The 19,260-nt window shown below is 62.3% G+C and carries 18 protein-coding genes and 1 riboswitch; of the genes, 11 read left to right on the plus strand and 7 right to left on the minus strand.

Going from position 1 to position 19,260, the window contains the following annotated elements; all coding sequences use genetic code 11:
* Positions 1-6: 6 nt before the first annotated feature.
* Together hda and CQ007_RS03430 are read right to left on the minus strand one after the other, a co-directional pair.
* Complete coding sequence (hda, locus tag CQ007_RS03425; protein ID WP_105643517.1) at positions 7-720, minus strand: DnaA regulatory inactivator Hda; 714 nt, start codon at positions 718-720, stop codon at positions 7-9.
* Between the two features lie 47 nt (positions 721-767).
* Positions 768-1,940 (minus strand): DUF2066 domain-containing protein, encoded by a 1,173-nt coding sequence (locus CQ007_RS03430; RefSeq protein ID WP_158256715.1) that lies wholly within the window; start codon positions 1,938-1,940, stop codon positions 768-770.
* Positions 1,941-2,208: 268 nt separating this feature from the next.
* On the opposite strand from CQ007_RS03430, the gene purM reads away from it, so the two are divergent.
* The 3 genes from purM to CQ007_RS03445 are packed head-to-tail and all read left to right on the plus strand — an operon-like array spanning position 2,209 to position 4,699.
* Entirely contained in the window at positions 2,209-3,273 is a 1,065-nt protein-coding gene (gene purM / locus CQ007_RS03435; protein ID WP_105643519.1) for a phosphoribosylformylglycinamidine cyclo-ligase, read from the plus strand.
* Positions 3,274-3,276: 3 nt separating this feature from the next.
* Entirely contained in the window at positions 3,277-3,948 is a 672-nt protein-coding gene (gene purN, locus CQ007_RS03440) for a phosphoribosylglycinamide formyltransferase (RefSeq protein ID WP_105643520.1), read from the plus strand.
* The gene (locus tag CQ007_RS03445) at positions 3,941-4,699 is read left to right on the plus strand and encodes a DUF3108 domain-containing protein (RefSeq protein WP_177424267.1); all 759 of its coding nucleotides are present in this window, start codon (positions 3,941-3,943) and stop codon (positions 4,697-4,699) included. Before purN ends, CQ007_RS03445 begins: the two co-directional genes overlap by 8 nt.
* Before the next feature lie 199 nt (positions 4,700-4,898).
* On the opposite strand, the gene CQ007_RS03450 is transcribed toward CQ007_RS03445, so the two are convergent.
* Complete coding sequence (locus CQ007_RS03450; RefSeq protein ID WP_105643521.1) at positions 4,899-6,119, minus strand: 3-hydroxyacyl-CoA dehydrogenase; 1,221 nt, start codon at positions 6,117-6,119, stop codon at positions 4,899-4,901.
* 357 nt (positions 6,120-6,476) lie between these two features.
* Between CQ007_RS03450 and CQ007_RS03455 the strand changes: the two genes are divergently transcribed.
* Complete coding sequence (locus tag CQ007_RS03455) at positions 6,477-7,439, plus strand: endonuclease (RefSeq protein ID WP_105643522.1); 963 nt, start codon at positions 6,477-6,479, stop codon at positions 7,437-7,439.
* Between the two features lie 6 nt (positions 7,440-7,445).
* On the opposite strand, the gene CQ007_RS03460 is transcribed toward CQ007_RS03455, so the two are convergent.
* On the minus strand, positions 7,446-8,321 hold the full coding sequence (locus CQ007_RS03460) for a YihY/virulence factor BrkB family protein (protein WP_105643523.1): 876 nt from the start codon (positions 8,319-8,321) through the stop codon (positions 7,446-7,448).
* A 216-nt stretch (positions 8,322-8,537) separates the two neighbouring features.
* Here CQ007_RS03460 and CQ007_RS03465 point away from each other — a divergent pair, with 216 nt between their 5' ends.
* The 3 genes from CQ007_RS03465 to CQ007_RS03475 are packed head-to-tail and all read left to right on the plus strand — an operon-like array spanning position 8,538 to position 12,051.
* Positions 8,538-10,709, plus strand: coding sequence for a TonB-dependent siderophore receptor (locus CQ007_RS03465; protein WP_256582190.1), 2,172 nt, complete (start codon positions 8,538-8,540; stop codon positions 10,707-10,709).
* A gap of 11 nt (positions 10,710-10,720) precedes the next feature.
* On the plus strand, positions 10,721-11,866 hold the full coding sequence (locus CQ007_RS03470) for a PepSY-associated TM helix domain-containing protein (RefSeq protein WP_371919788.1): 1,146 nt from the start codon (positions 10,721-10,723) through the stop codon (positions 11,864-11,866).
* A complete protein-coding gene (locus CQ007_RS03475; RefSeq protein WP_105643525.1) occupies positions 11,863-12,051 on the plus strand; it encodes a hypothetical protein in 189 nt (62 codons plus the stop codon). The genes CQ007_RS03470 and CQ007_RS03475 overlap by 4 nt, the downstream gene beginning before the upstream one ends.
* 23 nt (positions 12,052-12,074) lie before the next feature.
* Here CQ007_RS03475 and CQ007_RS03480 read toward each other — a convergent pair whose 3' ends face one another.
* From CQ007_RS03480 to CQ007_RS03490, 3 genes are all read right to left on the minus strand, one after another.
* A complete protein-coding gene (locus tag CQ007_RS03480) occupies positions 12,075-13,037 on the minus strand; it encodes a D-glycerate dehydrogenase (RefSeq protein ID WP_105643812.1) in 963 nt (320 codons plus the stop codon).
* 94 nt (positions 13,038-13,131) lie between these two features.
* Entirely contained in the window at positions 13,132-13,569 is a 438-nt protein-coding gene (locus CQ007_RS03485) for a CBS domain-containing protein (RefSeq protein ID WP_105643526.1), read from the minus strand.
* Positions 13,570-13,664: 95 nt separating this feature from the next.
* Positions 13,665-14,369 (minus strand): 2'-5' RNA ligase family protein, encoded by a 705-nt coding sequence (locus CQ007_RS03490; RefSeq protein WP_105643527.1) that lies wholly within the window; start codon positions 14,367-14,369, stop codon positions 13,665-13,667.
* 127 nt (positions 14,370-14,496) lie between these two features.
* Positions 14,497-14,716: riboswitch (cobalamin riboswitch) on the plus strand.
* A 114-nt stretch (positions 14,717-14,830) separates the two neighbouring features.
* Here CQ007_RS03490 and CQ007_RS03495 point away from each other — a divergent pair.
* The 4 genes from CQ007_RS03495 to CQ007_RS03510 all read left to right on the plus strand — a co-directional run bounded on the left by CQ007_RS03495 (position 14,831) and on the right by CQ007_RS03510 (position 19,258).
* On the plus strand, positions 14,831-16,699 hold the full coding sequence (locus CQ007_RS03495) for a TonB-dependent receptor domain-containing protein (protein WP_105643528.1): 1,869 nt from the start codon (positions 14,831-14,833) through the stop codon (positions 16,697-16,699).
* Between the two features lie 146 nt (positions 16,700-16,845).
* On the plus strand, positions 16,846-17,565 hold the full coding sequence (locus CQ007_RS03500) for an ABC transporter substrate-binding protein (protein WP_105643529.1): 720 nt from the start codon (positions 16,846-16,848) through the stop codon (positions 17,563-17,565).
* Positions 17,553-18,539, plus strand: coding sequence for an iron ABC transporter permease (locus CQ007_RS03505; protein WP_105643530.1), 987 nt, complete (start codon positions 17,553-17,555; stop codon positions 18,537-18,539). Before CQ007_RS03500 ends, CQ007_RS03505 begins: the two co-directional genes overlap by 13 nt.
* Entirely contained in the window at positions 18,530-19,258 is a 729-nt protein-coding gene (locus CQ007_RS03510) for an ABC transporter ATP-binding protein (protein ID WP_105643531.1), read from the plus strand. The genes CQ007_RS03505 and CQ007_RS03510 overlap by 10 nt, the downstream gene beginning before the upstream one ends.
* Positions 19,259-19,260 lie beyond the last annotated feature (2 nt).

The raw sequence follows: 19,260 nt of genomic DNA on the forward strand, positions 1-19,260 counted from the left end.
CGGCAGCTACCAGCCCATCACCCGCTTGACGAAGGGAATGGTCAGTCGATGCTGGGCCTGCAGGGATGCCTGGTCCAGCTGTTCGAGGGCGGCAAACAGTTCGCTCATGCCCCGCGCGCCGCGACTCAGGATGTAGCGTGCGACCTCATCAGGCAGCTGCAGGCCACGCCGCTCCGCGCGCATCTTGAGCATCTGCTGCTTGCCCTCATCGTCCAGCGCCTGCAGCTGGAACACCAGCCCCCAACCCAGGCGCGATATCAGATCCGGCAACTGCAGTTCGAGCCCCCGCGGCGCGGCACTGGCTGACATCAGCAGCCGCCCCTGGCGTTGCTGGATGCGGTTGTACAGATGGAACAGGGCCTCCTCCCAGTCCGCCTGGCCACCCAGCACCTCCAGGTCATCAAGACACACCAGATCGAGCTCTTCCATGCCGTCCAGCAGCAAAGGACCATGATCCAACACCTCGCGCAGCGGCAGATACATGGCCACAGCACCCGCCTCGGCCATGCGGTGGCAGGCCGCCTGCAGCAGATGCGAACGCCCGCTGCCAGGGGCGCCCCACAGATAGATGCAGCGTTCCGCCGGCACCTGCGACGGATCGGCGAGCCCGTGCAATGCGGCCAGCACCGTGGTGTTGGAGCCGGTGAAATAATTGTCGAAGGTGGCCTCATCCCTGAGTTTGATACCCAGGGGGAGTTGTGTGGGCTGGCCTGAGGACATCAGTTGCCCTCCGCCTTGTCGTCTGCACTGCCGCGCATCGACCGTCCTTACCCGCGCCAGCGGAAGTAGAGTGTCGGTAATGCCGGGGCCGCTGGCTCGACTGGCTGCACCTGCTCTACTGGCAGCACATCCATGTCTTCGGTAGTGTCCGTCAGGGGCTCTTCGACGGTCCACTGTTCTGCCGGATCGGAAAGCTCACCTTCGGACAGCGGGACCGGGGCCTGCGCTTCGAAAGCCGGCTCGGGCTCGGGAATCGGCTCAGGCTCCGGTTGCGGCTCGGGAATGCGCTGCAGGCGCATGTCCAGATTCAGCATGCGCTCCAGCTGCGCTTCGCTGCCAGGAAAGCTGACCTGCAGCAGCATGGTGTCACCATCGATCGCCAGCAGCCTCGGCTGCTGCTGGGTGCCCAGTTGCCGCAGCATGCGCAGCAGGCCGGAATAGGCTGCCACGCTATCGATCCCTTCGACCTGCAGTTGCCAGCCGGACAACTCACCAGCCACACCGGCGGGGATCGCATATTGCTCGAATACCGCCTTGGCCAGGCGCCGCATCAGCTCATCAGCGGCCTGCTCGGCGGTCCCGGTGATGCGCCCGGACTCATGCTGGTCATTGAGCCACAGGGTCCAGTTCAGCGTCGTCTGCTCATCCTCTCCGGCGATGGTCAGTGCCAGGGTTCCTTCCGCCGGGTAGCGTTCGCTGGCTTCGAGCAACGCCTCCTGGCTGGCCTGGCGAATCTGTTCTTCGCTGACCAGCGCCATGTCCTGCAGGTCGCCCAGCGGAAAACTCAGGGCTACCGCGCGGTGTTCCGCCGCCTGCTGCAGGCGCTGCGCCCAGGGTGCTGCCGGACTCAACGTCCGCTCACCCAGCTCACCGGTTTCCACTGCCCACAGCACTATCCCCGGCCGGTTACGACCCAGTGCCGGCTGGCCAGCCTCGCTGAGCACCTTGCCCACCGCATCGGGTTCGAACTCGATGCGCAGCTGGCCGCCCTCGGCCGAGCCTATCCGCCGCATCAATTCCTGCGGCGTCTTCAATGCGTTGGCAATGGCCGAACGCTGCAGGTCGACATCATTGCCGGCCAGGCGTTGCAGCATCACGGTGGTGGCCTCGCGCATGAGGTCCTCCCGGCTCTGCCCCTCTTCCTGGGTCACCTGTACCCGATAGAGGTTATCCAGCACCGCAGCCGGAACAGGGAGTGTCGCCAGAACGGCAGTACACAACAGGAGCGCGCGGACTCTTTGCTTGAAACGCCTGGGCTTGAAACGCATGGTAATCCCGTCTGGTGTCTGCTGCGTGCCCCAAAGCGGCCATAAACAGCGATCATAAAACGCATACATTAAACAAGCACTGCTGCGGCGGCAACCGCAGTCGGCCAAAGTCACCCGGGCATGGTCGCGCCGGGCATGAATTTGCTACACTAGCGCGCTATATCGCGACAGCCTCCCGCAAGGCCTATCGCCTCTCCCTTTGATCACTCGAGACCCACGCATGAGCAGCCAAACGCCCTCCAAGCCTTCCATCAGTTACAAGGACGCCGGTGTCGATATCGACGCAGGAAATGCGCTTGTCGACCGCATCAAGCATGTCGCCAAACGCACCGCCCGCCCGGAAGTCATGGGTGGCCTGGGCGGCTTCGGCGCGCTGTGCGAAATCCCGGCGGGCTACAAGCAGCCGGTGCTGGTGTCCGGCACCGATGGCGTGGGCACCAAGCTGCGCCTGGCGATGGACCTGAACAAGCATGACCAGATCGGCATCGACCTGGTGGCCATGTGCGTCAACGATCTGGTGGTATGTGGCGCCGAGCCGCTGTTCTTCCTCGATTATTACGCCACCGGCAAACTGAATGTCGACGTGGCGGCCCAGGTGGTCACCGGCATCGGCGCCGGCTGCGAGCTGGCCGGCTGCGCCCTGGTCGGTGGTGAGACTGCCGAGATGCCCGGCATGTACGAAGGCGATGACTATGATCTGGCCGGTTTCTGCGTCGGCGTGGTGGAAAAGGCCGACATCATCGATGGCAGCAAGGTGCAGCCTGGCGATGTACTGCTGGCCCTGCCCTCCTCCGGCCCGCATTCCAACGGCTATTCGTTGATCCGCAAGATCATCGAGGTGGCCGGGGCCGACATCCAGAATGTACAACTGGACGGCCAACCGCTGACCGACCTGCTGATGGCACCGACCCGCATCTACGTCAAGGCGCTGCTGCAGTTGATCAAGCAGACCGGCGCGGTCAAGGCCATGGCCCACATCACCGGTGGCGGCCTGCTGGAGAACATTCCGCGGGTGCTGCCCGACAACGCCAGCGCCAGCATCGACCTGAGCAGCTGGCAGCGCCCGGCGGTGTTCGATTGGCTGCAACAACAGGGCAATGTGGATGAAACCGAAATGCACCGCGTGCTCAACTGTGGCGTCGGCATGGTCATCTGCGTGGCAGCCGAGCAAGCCGAGCAGGCCATGCAGGTGCTGCAACAGGCCGGTGAGCAGCCGTGGGTCATCGGCAGCATCGAGGTGGCCGATGCCAGCAGTGAGGCTGTCGTATTGCGTAACGGCCGCTGATACGTGAGTTGCCGCACCGTTATCCTGATTTCCGGGTCAGGCAGCAACCTGCAGGCATTCATCGACACCCTGCATCCGCAGCAGGCCGATATCGTCGCGGTGATTTCCAACCGCGCCGATGCCTACGGGCTGGAGCGCGCTGCCCAGGCCGGCATACCGACCCAGGTTCTCGATCACCGCGATTTCCCTGACCGGGCCAGCTACGATCTGGCGCTGGCCGCGCTGATCGATGCGCATACCCCCGAGCTGGTGATTCTGGCCGGCTTCATGCGCATTCTCACCGCCGGCTTCGTCGCCCGTTATCACGGGCGGCTGCTGAATATCCATCCCTCGCTGCTGCCCAAGTACACCGGCCTGCATACCCATCGCCGGGCACTGGAAGCCGGGGACCAGGAGCACGGGGCCACCGTGCACTTCGTCACCGAAGAGCTGGATGGCGGCCCGGCGATCATGCAATCGCACGTGCCGATCCTGGCCGATGACACCCCCGAGAGCCTGGCCGAGCGCGTACGCGCGACCGAACACAGGCTCTACCCGCTGGCTGCTATGCTGTACATCAGTGGCCGCCTGCGACTGATGGATGGTCACGCCTGCCTGGATGGCAACGCTATCGCACCCTGTGGCCTCAGGCTGGATCAATTCGAAACAGACATGCGAGGTCACCGCAATGACTGACAGCAGTTCGCGCTTGTTCCGTCGCCCCACCCGCTGGCTGGTCGCGGCCGCCCTGGGTCTGGCCAGCAGCCTGGCCATGGCACAGGAGCTGGTGCCCTTCACCGCCAGCTACGCCGCCGACATGAAGAATATCCCGGTCAACGGCGAAGCTGTGCACAGCCTGCAGGCCAACGCCGACGGCACCTGGAAGCTGTCATTCCATGCCAGCATGTTCGTCGCCAGGCTGACTGAAGAAAGCATGCTCGAACTGGACAATGACCAACTGCTCCCGCTCAGCTACCGCTACGAACGCAAGGGCCTGGGGCGCGGCCGGGTGACCACCCAGACCTTCGACTGGGAGGCCGGCGAGGTCCGCGGCGAACACAAGAAAGAAGCCTTCAGCCTGCCGACCGAGCCCGGCCTGCTGGACAAGACCACCTATCAGCTGGCACTGCAGCGTGACCTCATCGCCGGTAAAAAGGAAATGAGCTACCGCGTGGTGGATGGTGATGAAGTCGAACAGTATCAGTTCCGCGTCATCGGCGAGCAGCGCGTCACTACCCGTAACGGCCAGTTCGATGCGGTGGAAGTGGAGCGCGTACGTGAGCCCGGCGCCAAGCGTGAAACCACTCTGTGGTTCGCCAAGGACTGGCACTACCTGCTGGTGCGCCTGAGCCAGGTGGAAACCGACGGCCAGCACTACCAGATCGTCCTCAAGGAAGCGACCCTGGACGGCAAGCCGGTGATCGGCAATCCAGTCAGGAGTAACTGAGCAGCCCTGCGGTTGGGCTGACGGCGTAGCGCGGGGGTGCTCCCCGGTTCGGGTTGTCGCGCCCCTGCGCGACGACGGGCCGGCGCGGATGCTGCAGATATTGCAGGCGTAGCGCAGGGGCGCCACACCCCATGCAGCGGCCACAATCAACAAAAAAGGCGCCACGATCGGCGCCTTTTTCATTGTCATATCAGCACATTCAGCCAATGAACTTCTCACCCGCCTCGGCGCGCTTGACCAGGCCGGCCGCAGGCTTCCAGAACTCACCCTGACGGGCTTCCAGCTCGCGGATCTGCTGCAGCACCACGTCCAGACCCAGGCTGTCGGCATAGGCCATCGGCCCGCCGCGCTCGGCTGGGAAGCCGTAGCCGAAACGGTAGACACGGTCGATATCCTCGGCGCTCTCGGCAAAGCCTTCATCGAGAATCCGCGCACCCTCGTTGACCAGCGCCAGGATGCAGCGCTGCACGATTTCCTCGTCGGCCACGTCACGCTGGGTATAGCCCGCTTCTTCAGCCACTTCGCGGGCCATCATGTCGGTTTCCGGGTCGTGGATGGCCTGCCGGCTGCCCGGCTCGTAACGGTAGAAGCCATGGCCGCTCTTCTGACCGAAGCGCTCCATTTCGCACAGCCGGTTGTCCAGCCATACGATCGGCTCACCACGGCCAAGGCCGGCCAGTTGCCGGGAGCGCCAGCCCAGGTCCACACCGACCACGTCATACATGCGGTAGGGACCCATGGCCATGCCGAAGCCCTGCAGCGCCTGGTCCACCTGCCACGGCGTGGCGCCTTCCAGTACCACTTCGCGGGACTGACGCGAATACATCGACAGCATGCGGTTGCCAATGAAGCCATGGCAGTTGCCGGCCAGTACCGCTTCCTTGCCGATCTTCTTGCCTACCGCCAGACAGGCATCCAGCACATCCTGGGTGGTGGCCTTGCCGCGCACCACTTCCAGCAGTTTCATGATATGCGCCGGGCTGAAGAAATGCAGACCCAGTACCTGGGCAGGACGCTGGGTGGCCGAGGCGATCTCGTCGATATCCAGATAGGAGGTATTGGTCGCGAGGATGGCCGAGGGTTTGACCGCCTTGTCCAGCTCGGTAAAGATGGATTTCTTCAGGTCCATGTTCTCGTAGACGGCTTCGACCACCAGATCCATGTCCGCCAGATCGGCGTATTGCTGAGTAGTGGTGATCCGCTCTACCCGCGCCTGGGCTTCGGCCTCGTCGAAGCGCTGCTGGGCTACCGAGCGCTTGTAGACATTGGCGATCTCGACCAGCCCCTTGTCCAGCATTTCAGCGTTCACGTCCAGCCAGACCACCGGATAACCGGCGTTGACGAAGTTCATGACGATGCCGCGCCCCATGGTGCCGGCACCAATCACACCTACCTTTCTGATGTCCTCGAACGAAGCCATAGCAGCCCTCTCCCAGTTGTATTCATGTCGGAAATGCAATGGAGCAATACATTACGGAAAAGCGCTGGTGAATAGAAACGAAACCCGCCGATAACAGGCATTCACAATATGAATACTTCCCCCGTCATCGGGAACTCTCCTATTTCGTCATTGCGAACCGCAAAGCGGTGAAGCAATCCACAGGCACGGAGTCGCCGATATACCCTGGATTGCCACGCCCTGCGGGCTCGCAATGACGAGCGGGGCTGGGCCAGGCTAAACCGCAACGGATACGGTTTTCCCTAACTGATTCAGTCGCTTACAATACTTGGCCCGCAGTATCGGATTTCCCGGTTCTCCATTGCTATAAGTCGTTCAATGTTCAGATCCTGTCGCAGTACCGTACTCGTTGTTCTTGCTTGCCTGTTTTGTCTTCCGCCCTCTCTCGCCGCGGCACCGGCCACCTTCGAAGCAGCCAAGGTTCAGGCCCGTCAGCAGGTCTACCATGACCGCAATGACCATGGCACCTTCTATTGTGGCTGCACCTGGGAATGGGCCGGGCGCTCCGGCGGCGTGGTGGATCATGCCAGTTGTGGCTACCAGGTCCGCGCCCAGCCCAACCGTGCCGCGCGCATCGAATGGGAGCACATAGTGCCAGCGTCACTGTTCGGTCAGCAGCGCCAGTGCTGGCAACAGGGCGGACGCAGCAACTGCAAGAGCAGCGATCCGGCGTTCAACATCATGGAAGCCGACCTGCACAACCTCACCCCGGCCATCGGCGAAACCAATGCCGACCGCAGCAATTTTCGCTTCGGTATGCTGCCGGGTACGCCATACCGGCATGGCCAGTGCGATTTCAAGGTGGAGTTTGCCGAGCGCGTGGTGGAACCGCGGGATCAGGTGAAGGGACAGATCGCCCGGGTCTGGTTCTACATGCATGACCGCTACGATCTCAACATGTCCAGCCAGCAACAGCGCCTGCTGATGGCCTGGGACAAGCAGCAGCCACCCAGCGAGTGGGAGCGCGAGCGTGACCGGCGCATCAGCCGCTTGATGGGGCATGGCAACCCCTTCGTCAGTGGCGAACGGCAGTGGACGCTGAATCACCGCAACAGCGGAGAAGGCCTGGCGGCAACCCGACCGGTCTCCAGCGCCTCCCGTGGCAACAGCACGGTCCAGGCCCCAGCGGCACGGATCATCGGCAATCGCAACAGCAAGCTCTACCATCTGCCGGCAGGCTGCCCCGGCTATTCCCAGGTGGCGCAAAAGAACATCGTCTGGTTCGACAACGAAACCGAAGCCCAGGCCAATGGCTATCGCAAGGCCGGCAACTGTCGTTGAAACAGGCTACTGATCCACCACCTTTTCGCCGGGCTCCTTGCCTTCGGTCGAGGCGTGTTCGATGGCGGCGTTCAACTCGCCGCCCAACAGCAGAACGGCGGCACTGATATAGAAGTACAACAGCAATACGATAATGGCCCCGATGCTGCCGTAGGTCGCGTTGTAGTTGGCAAAGTTCTGCACGTAAATACCAAAACCGATCGAGGCAACAAGCCAGACGATCACCGCCACTACCGAGCCGGGGGTGATGAAACGGAACTCCTGCTCCACATCCGGGGTGGCGTAATAGATCAGGGCGACCGCCAGCATCAGCAGCAGGATCGCCACAGGCCAGCGCAACCAGGCCCAGATGACCACAAGCACCTGCTCCAGACCGATCTGCGCCGCCAGCCAGGTCATCACCTGCGGCCCCAGGGTCATGAAGCCAGCCGCCAGCAGCAGCATCACGGCGATGCCAATGGTGTAGAGAATCGACAGGATGAACAGCTTCCAACCGGGACGGCCCTCCTGTACGGCATAGGCCTTGTTCATCGCATTCATCAGCGAGCGCACCCCGATCGATGCCGTCCACAGTGCCAGCAATATCCCGAATGACAACAGTCCACCCTGGCTGCGCTGCAACTGGTCGATCACCGGATTGACCTGATCCAGCGCAATCGGCGGCAGTACCAGCGCCGCTTGCTCACGCAGCCAGTCGAAGAAATCAGGCAGGTGCAGAAAGCCCAGCACCGCCATGAGAAACAGGATGAAAGGAAAGATCGAGAACAACGCGCGGTAGGCCAGGGCCGCTGCGTAAGTGGACATGTCGTGCTCGCTGAAACCCCGAGCGGTCCGTTTCACTATACTCACCACACCCGCATTGCGCAGTTTCAGAAAAGACATATTCACTCCCCATTCGTCATGCTTCCCTTATGTGGGACGACCGCACCGGTCAAAAGTTTGCAGAACCTTACGCCTCAGACCAGCGGCATGAAGCAAATGTAGCAATTTATTACACCATGAAATTATAATGATAAGGATTTACATTTACCCTCAAGCAATCAACCACTCAACGCCACCACCGATATCGGCGCCCCGTGCTCCCGCACCGGTGGGGTGATGACAAGATCAGAGCGCACCTCCATGCATCTACCCCGGCTGACCTTCACCGCCTTGTCGCTTTCCGTCGTCCTCCATCCGCATCTGGCGATTGCCCAGGACACTGACAACCCGGACGATGCGCTGGCCCTACCCTCGATGGAAGTCCGCGCCAGCGCTGATGCCTCTGCCGGTGGCCTGCCGCCGGCGTATGCCGGAGGCCAGGTTGCCAGCGGTGGTCGCGTCGGCCTGCTGGGTAACCAGGACAATATGGAGACGCCCTTCCAGCTCACCAGCTACACCCAGATGCTGATCCAGGATCAGCAGGCCGCCAGTGTCGCCGATATCGTCGAGAACGACCCGGCAGTCCGCAGCGCCCGGGGCTTTGGCAATTTCCAGCAGGTATACATGGTGCGCGGCCTGCCGATCTTTTCCGATGACATGTCCTATAACGGGCTGTACGGGCTGTTGCCCAGGCAGTACCTCGGCGCAGAGCTGATCGAACGGGTGGAGGTACTGCGCGGCGCCAATGCCTTTCTCAATGGTGCCGCACCAGGTGGCAGCGGGCTGGGTGGCGCCATCAACATCGTACCCAAACGCGCGCCTAATCAACCGCTGAACCAGATCAGCGCCGGGGTCCGCTCGGGTGATCAGACCTATATGGCCGGTGACTTTGCCCGGCGCCTGGCCGATGACCGTATTGGTGTACGGCTCAATATCGCCCGCCGTGATGGTGGTACCGCCATCGATGGCGAATCCACCGAACTGAGCCTGTTCGCCCTGGGCCTGGATTACCGTGGCGAGCGCCTGCGCATCTCCGCCGACCTGGGTCACCAGGACCATCAGCTCGATGATATCCAGCCCAGTATTCGCCTCGCACCGGGGCTGGATATTCCCTCGGTCCCGGATGCCAGCAAGAGCATCGCCCAGCCCTGGAACTTCTCCAATGCGCGCGACACCTTCGGCACCCTGCGCACCGAATATGATTTCACCGACCACCTGACCGGCTGGCTGGCCGCGGGTATGCGCAGCGGCGATGAGTCCGGCTCGTTCAGCAGCCCAACGGTGAACAATGCAAACGGCGACAGCACCGCCACTCGCTTCAGTAACGTGCGTGAAGATCGGATCAGGACCGGCGAAGCGGGCCTGCGCAGCCGTTTCGATACCGGCAGCATCGGCCATAATGTGACGCTGTCCGGCTCGGTCTACCGCATGGATTCGCGCAATGCCTACGAATTCTCCGACCCCTTCCCCGGGAATATCTATCAGCCGATCGACGTCCCCTCGCCCCCTGCCACATTGGTCGGCGGCAACTTCGATCATCCGCTGGTGACCGACGAAACCCGAACCTCCAGCCTGGCGCTGGCCGATGTGCTGTCGTTCATGGACGAGCGGCTGCAGATCACCCTTGGCGCGCGTTACCAGAAGATCCGCAGTTATGGCTACGACTACAACAGCGGTGCGCGCAACGCGGCCTACTCGGAAAGCGAGATCACCCCGGTGGCCGGTGTTCTCTACCGCCTGACACCCGAGGTATCAGTCTACGCCAATCATATCGAGGGGCTGGTCAAGGGTGATGTGGCGCCGGCCGAGAATGTGCAGAATCCCGGCGAGATACTGGCGCCATACAAGACCCGGCAGAATGAAGTCGGAGTGAAGTATGACGGCGGACGTCTCGGTGCCAGCCTTGGCCTGTATCAGAGCCGCAAACAGATGGCCGGGGTGGAAGATGGCATCTTCGGTGTCATCGGTCACCAGCGCAATCGCGGACTGGAACTCTCGGTCTTCGGCCAGGCCACGCCCGGCCTGTCGATCCTTGGCGGCCTCAGCCTGCTGGACAGCGATGTGGAAGGCAATGATGCCATCGGTGCGCCGGAACTGCAGGCCAACCTTGGCTTCGACTGGATGGTGCCAGCCGTCAGCGGCCTGTCGCTGGACGCCCGTGCCATTCACACCGGCAGCCAATATGCCGATGCCGAGAACCAGCAGAAACTGCCGTCCTGGACCCGCTTCGATGCCGGCGTGCGCTATAACCTGCTGCTCGATGGCGACCAGCAACTGACGCTGCGTGCCAGAGTCGAGAACCTGGCCAACAAGGAATACTGGGCGACCGCAGGCGGCTATCCCGGTGACGGTTCGCTGATGATCGGTGCGCCACGCACCTTCATCCTGTCCACCACCCTGGACTTCTGAAGAGAGTTGGAATGATGTCTGCTGGATCGCTGAAAGTCTGGTCCTGGTTGCACACCTGGACCAGCCTGGTCTGTACCCTGTTCATGCTGTTGCTGTGCCTGACCGGCCTGCCGCTGATATTTCACCACGAGATCGGCCACCTGCTGGGCACCGAAATCGAAGCCCCCGAAATGCCGGCGGACACACCGCATATCAGCCTGGACAAGGTCATGCAGATCGGTGAAGCCCGGCATCCCGGCCAGGACGGCATGTTCATTTCCCGCGAACCCGACGACGACCGGGTCTGGTATCTGACCATGTCCGACACGCCCACCTCCACCAGCGGACTGCATCAGGTGGCAATCGATGCCCGGACCGGCGAGATCCTCGGCGAGCCGCAACTGGAGAGCGGCTTCATGTACATCGTCAATTCGCTGCACATCGACCTGTTCGCCGGGCTGCCAGGCATGCTGTTCCTGGGTTTGATGGGAGTGTTGCTGCTGATCTCGCTGGTATCCGGCGCCGTGCTGTATGCCCCCTTCATGCAGAAGCTGGGCTTTGGCGAGGTGCGCCGCCAGCGCACCACCCGGCTCAAATGGCTGGATCTGCACAACCTGTTGGGCATAGTGACGCTGGTGTGGTTCTTCGTGGTCGGCGGCACCGGTGTGCTCAATGCCTGGGCCGACCTGATCGTCAAAGCCTGGCAGAACGATCAGCTCAGCACCATGCTGGCGCCCTACCAGGACCAGCCACCGCCGCAGCAATTGGGCTCGCTGGAAGCCGCCGTGCAATCGGCCCGGCAGTATCTACCGGAGATGGACATCCAGTTCGTCGCCTTCCCCGGTACCAGCTTCTCCAGCCCGCATCACTACGGTGTATTCATGCGCGGCAACGAGGCCCTCACCGCGCACCTTTCGCAACCGGTACTGGTTGATGCCACCACCTCAGAGGTAACCGACAGTCGCCCGCTGCCCTGGTACTTCACCGCGCTGCAACTGTCCCGCCCACTGCACTTCGGTGATTACGGCGGCAAGACCCTGCAGATCATCTGGGCGGTACTGGATGTGATCACCATCATCCTGCTGTCCAGCGGCCTGTACCTGTGGCTGGCGAAACGGCGCCGGAAGAAGACCGCCGCACCAAACACCTCCCCATCAGCGGCACAGCAGACCCCATGAAAAACACCAGAAACTCACCCATGCAGATCTGGCTGTGGCCAGTTCTGTTCGGACTCCTCAGCGCAGCCGGGCTGATCGTCGCTCTACTCGGCGAAGGCTGGTATGACCTTCTCTCGTGGCTGGCACTGGGCCTGGTGGCGGCCGTGTGCATCTGGTTCGGCGCCATTGTCAGGGGGCAGTCCTGAGCGGCGCGGGCCGCTCGGACGCATCAGCGCTCGCGCACCTGCGGATTGACCATATGCAAAGGCGTATCACCCTGCAGCGCCAGTTCCAGATTGCACACCGCCAGTTCGGCCATGGCCCGACGCGTTTCATGGGTGGCTGAACCGATATGCGGCACGGCAACCACATTGTTCAGGGCAAACAACGGCGACTCGGATAACGGCTCGCGCTCGAATACATCCAGGCCTGCGGCGCGGATCTGGCCCTGCTGCAGCGCCTCCACCAACGCGGCTTCGTCGATGATCTGGCCACGGGCAATATTCACCAGAATCGCACTGGACTTCATCAGTCCCAGTTCCCGCTGGCCGATCAGCTTGCGGGTCCGCTCACTGAGCGGTACCACCACGCAGAGGAAATCGGACTCGGCCAGCAGCGCATCAAGCTCCCGGTACTGGGCGCCCAGTTCCTGCTCCAGGTCCGGTTTGCGACTATTGGCGGTGTACAGCACCTGCATACCGAAGCCGAACCGCCCGCGCCGGGCGATGGCCGCGCCGATATTGCCCAGCCCGAGAATCCCCAGGGTCTTGCCGTGCACATCGCAGCCGAAGTAATCCGAGCCCAGCCCGGCGCGCCAGTTGCCGGCGCGCAGCCAGTTGTCCAGCTCGACGATCCGCCGCGCCGCTGTCAGCATCAGGGTGAAGGCCAGGTCAGCGGTGGTTTCGGTCAGCACATCAGGGGTATTGGTCAGCAGCACCCCGCGCTCGTTCAGATAATCGAGGTCATAGTTGTCGTAGCCTACCGAGATAGTGGAAATCACTTCCAGCTCACTGGCGCCAGCCAGTTCCGCCGGCCCCAGCTGACGCCCAGCACCGATCACCCCATGCACCGGACCCGTCAGGGTCTGCGCCAGATCGGCACCCGGCTGCAATTGCGTGACGTTGAAGTTGTTGGCCAGACGCTCGACCAGATCCTGCGCAAGACGATTCAGAATCACTACATTCTTTTTCATGGACATGCTGTCTACCTTGAGTCCGAAAACCTGAGAGTCCTGAGTATAACTGCTCTGGTTCCTGACTCGGCTCTGCAGCAGCCCGCTCGGCAACCTACACTTCGCCGCGAATATACTGCTCCAACTGCTGGATCAACTCTTCCTGCTCGGCAATGGTTTCCTTGACCAGGTCACCGATCGACACCAGGCCCACCAGTTGATCATTCTCGATCACCGGCAGGTGACGCAGATGGCGGGCAGTGATCAGTGACAGACATTCCGGCACGCTCTGCTGCGGCGTCACGGTAATCACCGGGCTGCTCATGATCTCACGCACCATGGTGCCCACCGAGGCCCGTCCCCGCAGTACACACTTGCGTGCGTAGTCGCGCTCGCTGATGACACCGACCACCTTGCCATTCTCGGTCACCGGCAGCGCACCGATATTGTTTTCGGCCATCACCTGCAGCGCCTTCAACACAGTACTTTCCGCATCGATGGTATGTACCATCTGGATCTGCTTGGTCTGGATAATCTGTGCCACGGTTTTCATCTGCTGCTCCTTTTATATGTTGATCCCGTCATGACAACGCGCCATGGTCGAGCTAATCGATAGACAACGCAAAGCAAGAAAAGCTATCGACCCGATCAGCGTTGCTTGTCTGTGCTATCCAAACCGGCCGGCCGGAGCACGGGTACAGCATTCCTGCTCGACCTTCCACCGTCCGTGGGCACCTGCTGCCGACACTCAAGCGGACCGAACATGTCATTACTACTGTAGGTGGCGTATTGCAGCTGTTCAACTGGCAGGCACAGATCATCCGGCACCGACAGCTGGACCAGGCGCTGGCGCAGCAGTTGGGCACTGATGCTGCGCCGATACAGCCCCAGGGTGATATGCGGTACATAGGCCGCCTGGCGGACCTCGGTACAGCTTATGCCCAAGGCCTCACGCCAGCACTGCAGATGCCCCTGCGGATCGCCCACCGAGAGGAAGGCAGCACTGGCAAAACTGTCTGGCCGGCCTACCTGCAAGGTGCAGGGCGGTAAATTCAGCTGACCGAGGTCGACCTGCTGTTGCTGAAGTTGAGCAGAGGTAAAGTCATCATCATGGATCTGGCGCTCCTGCTCGAAGCCACAAACGAACAGGGTGATATGCGGCTGGCGGCGAGTCGGATGCAACAGGTCCGCCAACTGTACCGTCAACTCGTCGATATGGGCCAGTACCCTGGGGCAGTCGATGGGAATCATCCAGATTCCATAGCGGCTCCGCCCACGGTGCCATTCGGGATAATCGCGTAACGACGCGACCATGGTCTCGGCAAAGGGCAGATCGGTATCGGATAGCAGCATGGGGCAGGCACGTGAGGGCAGATGCTGGAAGGGCAATGAGTATGCCGTGATCGGCGCCACTGCTCCAGCCCATGGCGGCGTCGTGCCATGACGTTGCTTGTGTTTGGCCGGTCATCGGCATACCATTCGCCGCGTTATTCATGCAGGTGTGCCTGATCATCAGGCATGAAACGGAAAGCCGGTGCGTTCCCAATCGATAGGGAGAACAATCCCGGCACTGCCCCCGCAACGGTAATCGCCCCCGATCACGGATCGGCGTCCGCTCAAGAACCACTGTGCTCCGGCATGGGAAGGTGAACGGATGAGAGTCGAGAGTCCGGAGGCCGGCCCGCATGCAATCTCGACTGGTGTTGCGGAGGGCATCACCGTCAAGTGCCGTGCCGGTTTGTCTGTTGTCTGCCCCCGTCCGCACTTGCTTATCTGCCCTCCTCGAAAGTCATCCGACCTTTTGAGGATTCACAATGAAACTGTCCCGTCTTGCCCTTGCTGTCGCCCTGGCCCCGAGCCTGGCGCTGGCTGCCCAGCCCGCTTCCCATGAAGAGGCGCTGAAACTGTCCGATACCCTGATCACCGCCAACCGCGATGTGGAACAACGCAGCGACAGCAGTGCCGCCAGCACCGTGTTCACCCGCGCTGATATCGAGCGGCTGCGTCCGGCCAGTGTGCCGGCGTTGCTGACCCAGGTGCCGGGTGTGCAGGTTTCCAATTATGGCGGTCGTGGGGCCCTTTTCAGCCTGAACATACGTGGCACCAGCAGTGCCCAGACTCTGGTCCTGATTGATGGTGTGCGGGCTGGCTCAGCCACTGCCGGCGGGGCAGCCCTGCAATACCTCAGCGTTGATCAGATCGAGCGTATCGAAGTACTGCGTGGCTCGCGCTCGGCCATTCACGGCGCTGACGCGATGGGTGGAGTGATTCAGATTTTTACCCGGCGCAGCGAAGGCGAAGGTCTGCGTCCCTATGTACGCCTGGCTGCCGGTAGCGACAGCACCTTTGAACGCAGTCTGGGGCTGTCCGGCGGCAACGAGCGCACGCGTTTCAGCCTGTCCGCCGGGCTGGAGGAAACTGCCGGTATCGACCGGACCCGAATCGCGCCCGCCCCTGATGCGGATGACGACGCCTATCGAAACCGCTCACTGGCCCTCAGCCTGAGCCACCGTTTCAATGAGCGACTGGAAGCCGGTTTCACCGTACTGGATCAGCGCGGCAAGACCGAGGTAGACAGCACCTGGATGGACTCCTTGCCTTACGATGAATACAGCCTCAGCACCACCAGCGCCTGGCTCAATGGCCGCGTCAGCGATATCTGGAGCAGCCGCATCGAGCTGGGTCACAGCGAGGACAGGCAGGAAAACCTCGACAAACTGTTCCCCGGTAGTACGGTCAACAACAGCTATCGTGATTCGGTGAACTGGCTCAACACCCTGGCACTGGGTAACGGCCACAGCCTGCGCATGGGCCTCGACTACCTGAATGACAAGGTGCGCAGCAGCAACGACTTTACCGTCAGTAACCGCGACAACAAGGCGGCATTTGCCCAGCACAGCTTCCAGGGCGAGCACTTCGGCACCGAGCTGGGCATGCGCCACGACGACAACCAGCAGTTCGGCAGCGAGAACACCTTCAATGGCGCCCTGAGCTACCAGCTCGATCCCGATAACCAGTTGATCCTGTCCTACGCAGAAGGCTTCCGCGTACCGACCTTTGCCGACCTCTACTGGCCTGCTGGTTGGGGTTATCAAGGCAACCCGAACCTGAAACCGGAGAAATCCCGCAGCTACGAGCTGCAATGGCGCAGCCAGCTTGGTCCAGCTACAGAACTGGAGGCTTCTCTGTATCGGACGGACTTCCGCAATCTGATTGCCGGCACACCGGACTGGAGTACGGTGGACAATATTGACCGCGCCCGTGTCAATGGCTTTGAGGCCACCCTGAAACAGGAACTGTTCGGCTGGCACGGCGATCTCGGCATCAGCATTATCGACCCACGCAACCGCGAAACAGGCCATACACTGGCCAACCGGGCCAAACGCACCCTCAATCTGAATCTGGACCGCCAATTCGGCAGTATCGGTGTCGGTGCCACTTTCACTGCTGTCAGCAGCAGCTACGCCAACGCAGCCAATACCACGGAGCTGCCCGGCTACGGCGTGCTGGATCTGCGCGCCAGTTGGCAAGCCAACGAAGAACTGGCCTTCGACCTGAAACTGGCCAACGTGCTGGACAAGGATTATAGCCGTCTGGCATACGCCTATAATGGACAGGAATACGGCTACCGCGAAATGCCCTTCGCCGCCATGCTCGGCGTAACCTGGACTCCCAACCTCTGAATGGAATGAGCAAACGCCCCCGCCATCAGCCACAAGCTGAGCACCGCCTCCCCCCCCCGGCCTTGGCCGGGGCATGGGGTCGGCTGCGCCGGGGGCTGCTTTGCCTGTCTGCGACACTCCTTTCCGGCGGCCTGCCAGTATCGGCGATGGCCACCGAACCACCACAACGCATCGTCTCTCTCGATCTGTGCATGGACTGGGCCTTGGCTCATCATGCCGATCCGGCCCGGGTGGCGGCCCTTTCTCCCCTGCATCTGCGCTATCCGATCCACTGGATTGGCGATCACTGGCCTTCCCACGATGGTTCGGTGGAACAGGTGGTACGCTTGCAACCCGATCTGGTGCTGGCCGGTCAGTACAGCGCACTGATGCTGCGTGAGCGCCTGCTGACCCTGGGTTATCCGGTGCAGGTGCTACCACTGCCCACCACCCTGGAACAGGTGGAATCCTACGAGCGGCGCCTGCTGGAACTGATCGGTCGTGATCCTGACCTGGCACAACCTGCACCGGCTCGGCGCACTCCGCAGACCGATGCCAAACGCCTGCTGCTACTGGGCTCCAATGGCATAGGCACTGGCCGGGATACCTTCGAGCACCAGATCATCGAGCAGGCCGGCTGGCGCAACTATCTGACCGACTCCGGCCATGTGCAGCTTGATCTGGAGCGCATCGCCAGCGATCCACCCGATGCCATCCTGTTCGCCGCACCCGAACACCAGGCGCTGGCCAACCGTTTCGCCGACCACCCGGTGCTGCGCCGCAGCATACCGACGGATGGCTGGCTGACCACCGACTACTGGCGCTGGCAATGTCCCGGCCCCTGGACCTGGGATCTGATAAGGCAGTTGAATCAATGGCTAGACTGATTACCCCTGCCCTGCTGGTACTGCTGGTGGGTACCGCGCTGGCTTCCCTGGCGACCGGTTCGACCTCGGTGGCAGTGTTGCCGGGCCTGTTCGACTGGCTGCGCGGCGAATCCAGCCTCGATGCCATCGTGATTGGCGAAATCCGTTTGCCACGCACGCTTATCGCCCTCGCCGTTGGTGCGGCACTGGGCCTGAGCGGCGCCGCTCTGCAGGGCCTGCTGCGTAATCCGCTGGCGGAACCCAGCCTGACCGGTGCCAGCCAGGGTGCGGCGCTGGGCGCGGCCAGCGTGTTCTACTTCGGTCTGTTCCCCAGCCTCGGCGCTGCTGCACCCGGGGTTGCCGGACTGATCGGTGCGGCTATAGCACTGATGCTGATGTTGATGCTGGCCGGTTCGGCCCGTTCGCATATGGTGATCATGGCCGGCCTGGCGATCTCCACCCTCAGCGGTGCGGCGCTGGCCACCGTACTGAACTTCGCTCCCAATCCCTATGCCATGCAGGAACTGGTGTTCTGGCTGCTCGGCTCGGTCGCCGAACGTGGCCTGGAGCACCTGTGGCTGCTGTTGCCGGCACTGCTGATCGGCAGCATGCTGATTCTCAGCCAGCGCCGGCTGCTCAGCGGTCTCAGTCTCGGCGATCAGGTGGCGCGCAGCATGGGGCTGAACTATCGCAACGGCAGCATCATGATCGTGCTGGGCGCGGCCATCCTGGTCGGTGCTTCGGTGGCGGTAGCCGGCAGCATCGGCTTTGTTGGCCTGCTGGTACCCCATCTGCTGCGCCCACTGGTACACCATCGCCCTGAACGCCTGCTGATACCTGCCGCGCTGGCCGGCGCGATCCTGGTGTGCGTGGCCGATATCGGCGTGCGCATGCTGCCGCCCGGCCGTGAACTCAAGCTCGGTGTACTGACCTCGCTGCTGGGGGCGCCGCTATTCATCTGGCTGGTGTGGAAGGAGCGCAAACGGTGGATCTGATCGATATCCAGGACCTGAGCGTCGGCCGGCGGCTGATGGGGGTCAGCCTGAATCTGGCTGCCGGTGAAATGCTCGGTATCATCGGCGCCAATGGCGCCGGCAAGTCCACCCTGCTGCAATGCCTGGCCGGCATCCAGTCCTATCACGGGGCAGTCTACGTTGAGGGCACTGCCCTGGGCGCACTGAGTGACCGCCAGCGGGCGCAGCAGATCGGCTTTCTGCCACAGAGCAATCACAGCGCCTGGGCGCTGTCGGTACGCGATGTGATCGCCCTCGGGCGCTTGCCCTGGGGTGATAGCAATGCCGAAGCGATACATCATGCCGCAGAGGATGCCCAGGTCAGCGATTGGATGGAGCGCAATGTCGCGCAGCTGTCCGGCGGACAGCAGGCCAGGGTCTGGCTGGCCCGGGTACTGGCCGGCCAACCCACCGTGCTGCTGGCCGACGAACCGGTGGCCAGCCTCGACCTGTATCACCAGCAGAACGTACTGCGCCTGCTGCGCCGCTACGCCCACGCCGGGCGTGGCGTCATGCTGTCGATTCATGACCTGTCACTGGCGGCACGTTACTGCGACCGCCTGTGCCTGCTGCACGAAGGTCGCCTGCTCGCGCTGGGCACACCGGCCGAGGTACTGACCCCGCAGCATCTGCAGCAGGCATTCCATATCGATGCGCATATCGACCTGGACAGCAACCCACCCATCATCATCCCGAGGTAAGC

This window comes from Pseudomonas sp. MYb185 (assembly GCF_002979975.1).
In the GTDB taxonomy this organism is placed as follows: Bacteria; Pseudomonadota; Gammaproteobacteria; order Pseudomonadales; family Pseudomonadaceae; genus Halopseudomonas.

What these genes read in the sequence shown, in the direction of transcription:
- hda (WP_105643517.1), bottom strand. Translation starts at nt 720, where the DNA reads ATGTCCTCAGGCCAGCCCACACAACTCCCCCTGGGTATCAAACTCAGG.
- CQ007_RS03445 (WP_177424267.1), top strand. Translation starts at nt 3,941, where the DNA reads ATGACTGACAGCAGTTCGCGCTTGTTCCGTCGCCCCACCCGCTGGCTG.
- purM (WP_105643519.1), top strand. Translation starts at nt 2,209, where the DNA reads ATGAGCAGCCAAACGCCCTCCAAGCCTTCCATCAGTTACAAGGACGCC.
- CQ007_RS03455 (WP_105643522.1), top strand. Translation starts at nt 6,477, where the DNA reads ATGTTCAGATCCTGTCGCAGTACCGTACTCGTTGTTCTTGCTTGCCTG.
- CQ007_RS03450 (WP_105643521.1), bottom strand. Translation starts at nt 6,119, where the DNA reads ATGGCTTCGTTCGAGGACATCAGAAAGGTAGGTGTGATTGGTGCCGGC.
- CQ007_RS03495 (WP_105643528.1), top strand. Translation starts at nt 14,831, where the DNA reads ATGAAACTGTCCCGTCTTGCCCTTGCTGTCGCCCTGGCCCCGAGCCTG.
- CQ007_RS03465 (WP_256582190.1), top strand. Translation starts at nt 8,538, where the DNA reads ATGACAAGATCAGAGCGCACCTCCATGCATCTACCCCGGCTGACCTTC.
- CQ007_RS03470 (WP_371919788.1), top strand. Translation starts at nt 10,721, where the DNA reads ATGATGTCTGCTGGATCGCTGAAAGTCTGGTCCTGGTTGCACACCTGG.
- CQ007_RS03460 (WP_105643523.1), bottom strand. Translation starts at nt 8,321, where the DNA reads ATGTCTTTTCTGAAACTGCGCAATGCGGGTGTGGTGAGTATAGTGAAA.
- CQ007_RS03505 (WP_105643530.1), top strand. Translation starts at nt 17,553, where the DNA reads ATGGCTAGACTGATTACCCCTGCCCTGCTGGTACTGCTGGTGGGTACC.
- CQ007_RS03490 (WP_105643527.1), bottom strand. Translation starts at nt 14,369, where the DNA reads ATGCTGCTATCCGATACCGATCTGCCCTTTGCCGAGACCATGGTCGCG.
- CQ007_RS03475 (WP_105643525.1), top strand. Translation starts at nt 11,863, where the DNA reads ATGAAAAACACCAGAAACTCACCCATGCAGATCTGGCTGTGGCCAGTT.
- CQ007_RS03500 (WP_105643529.1), top strand. Translation starts at nt 16,846, where the DNA reads ATGGCCACCGAACCACCACAACGCATCGTCTCTCTCGATCTGTGCATG.
- CQ007_RS03485 (WP_105643526.1), bottom strand. Translation starts at nt 13,569, where the DNA reads ATGAAAACCGTGGCACAGATTATCCAGACCAAGCAGATCCAGATGGTA.
- CQ007_RS03480 (WP_105643812.1), bottom strand. Translation starts at nt 13,037, where the DNA reads ATGAAAAAGAATGTAGTGATTCTGAATCGTCTTGCGCAGGATCTGGTC.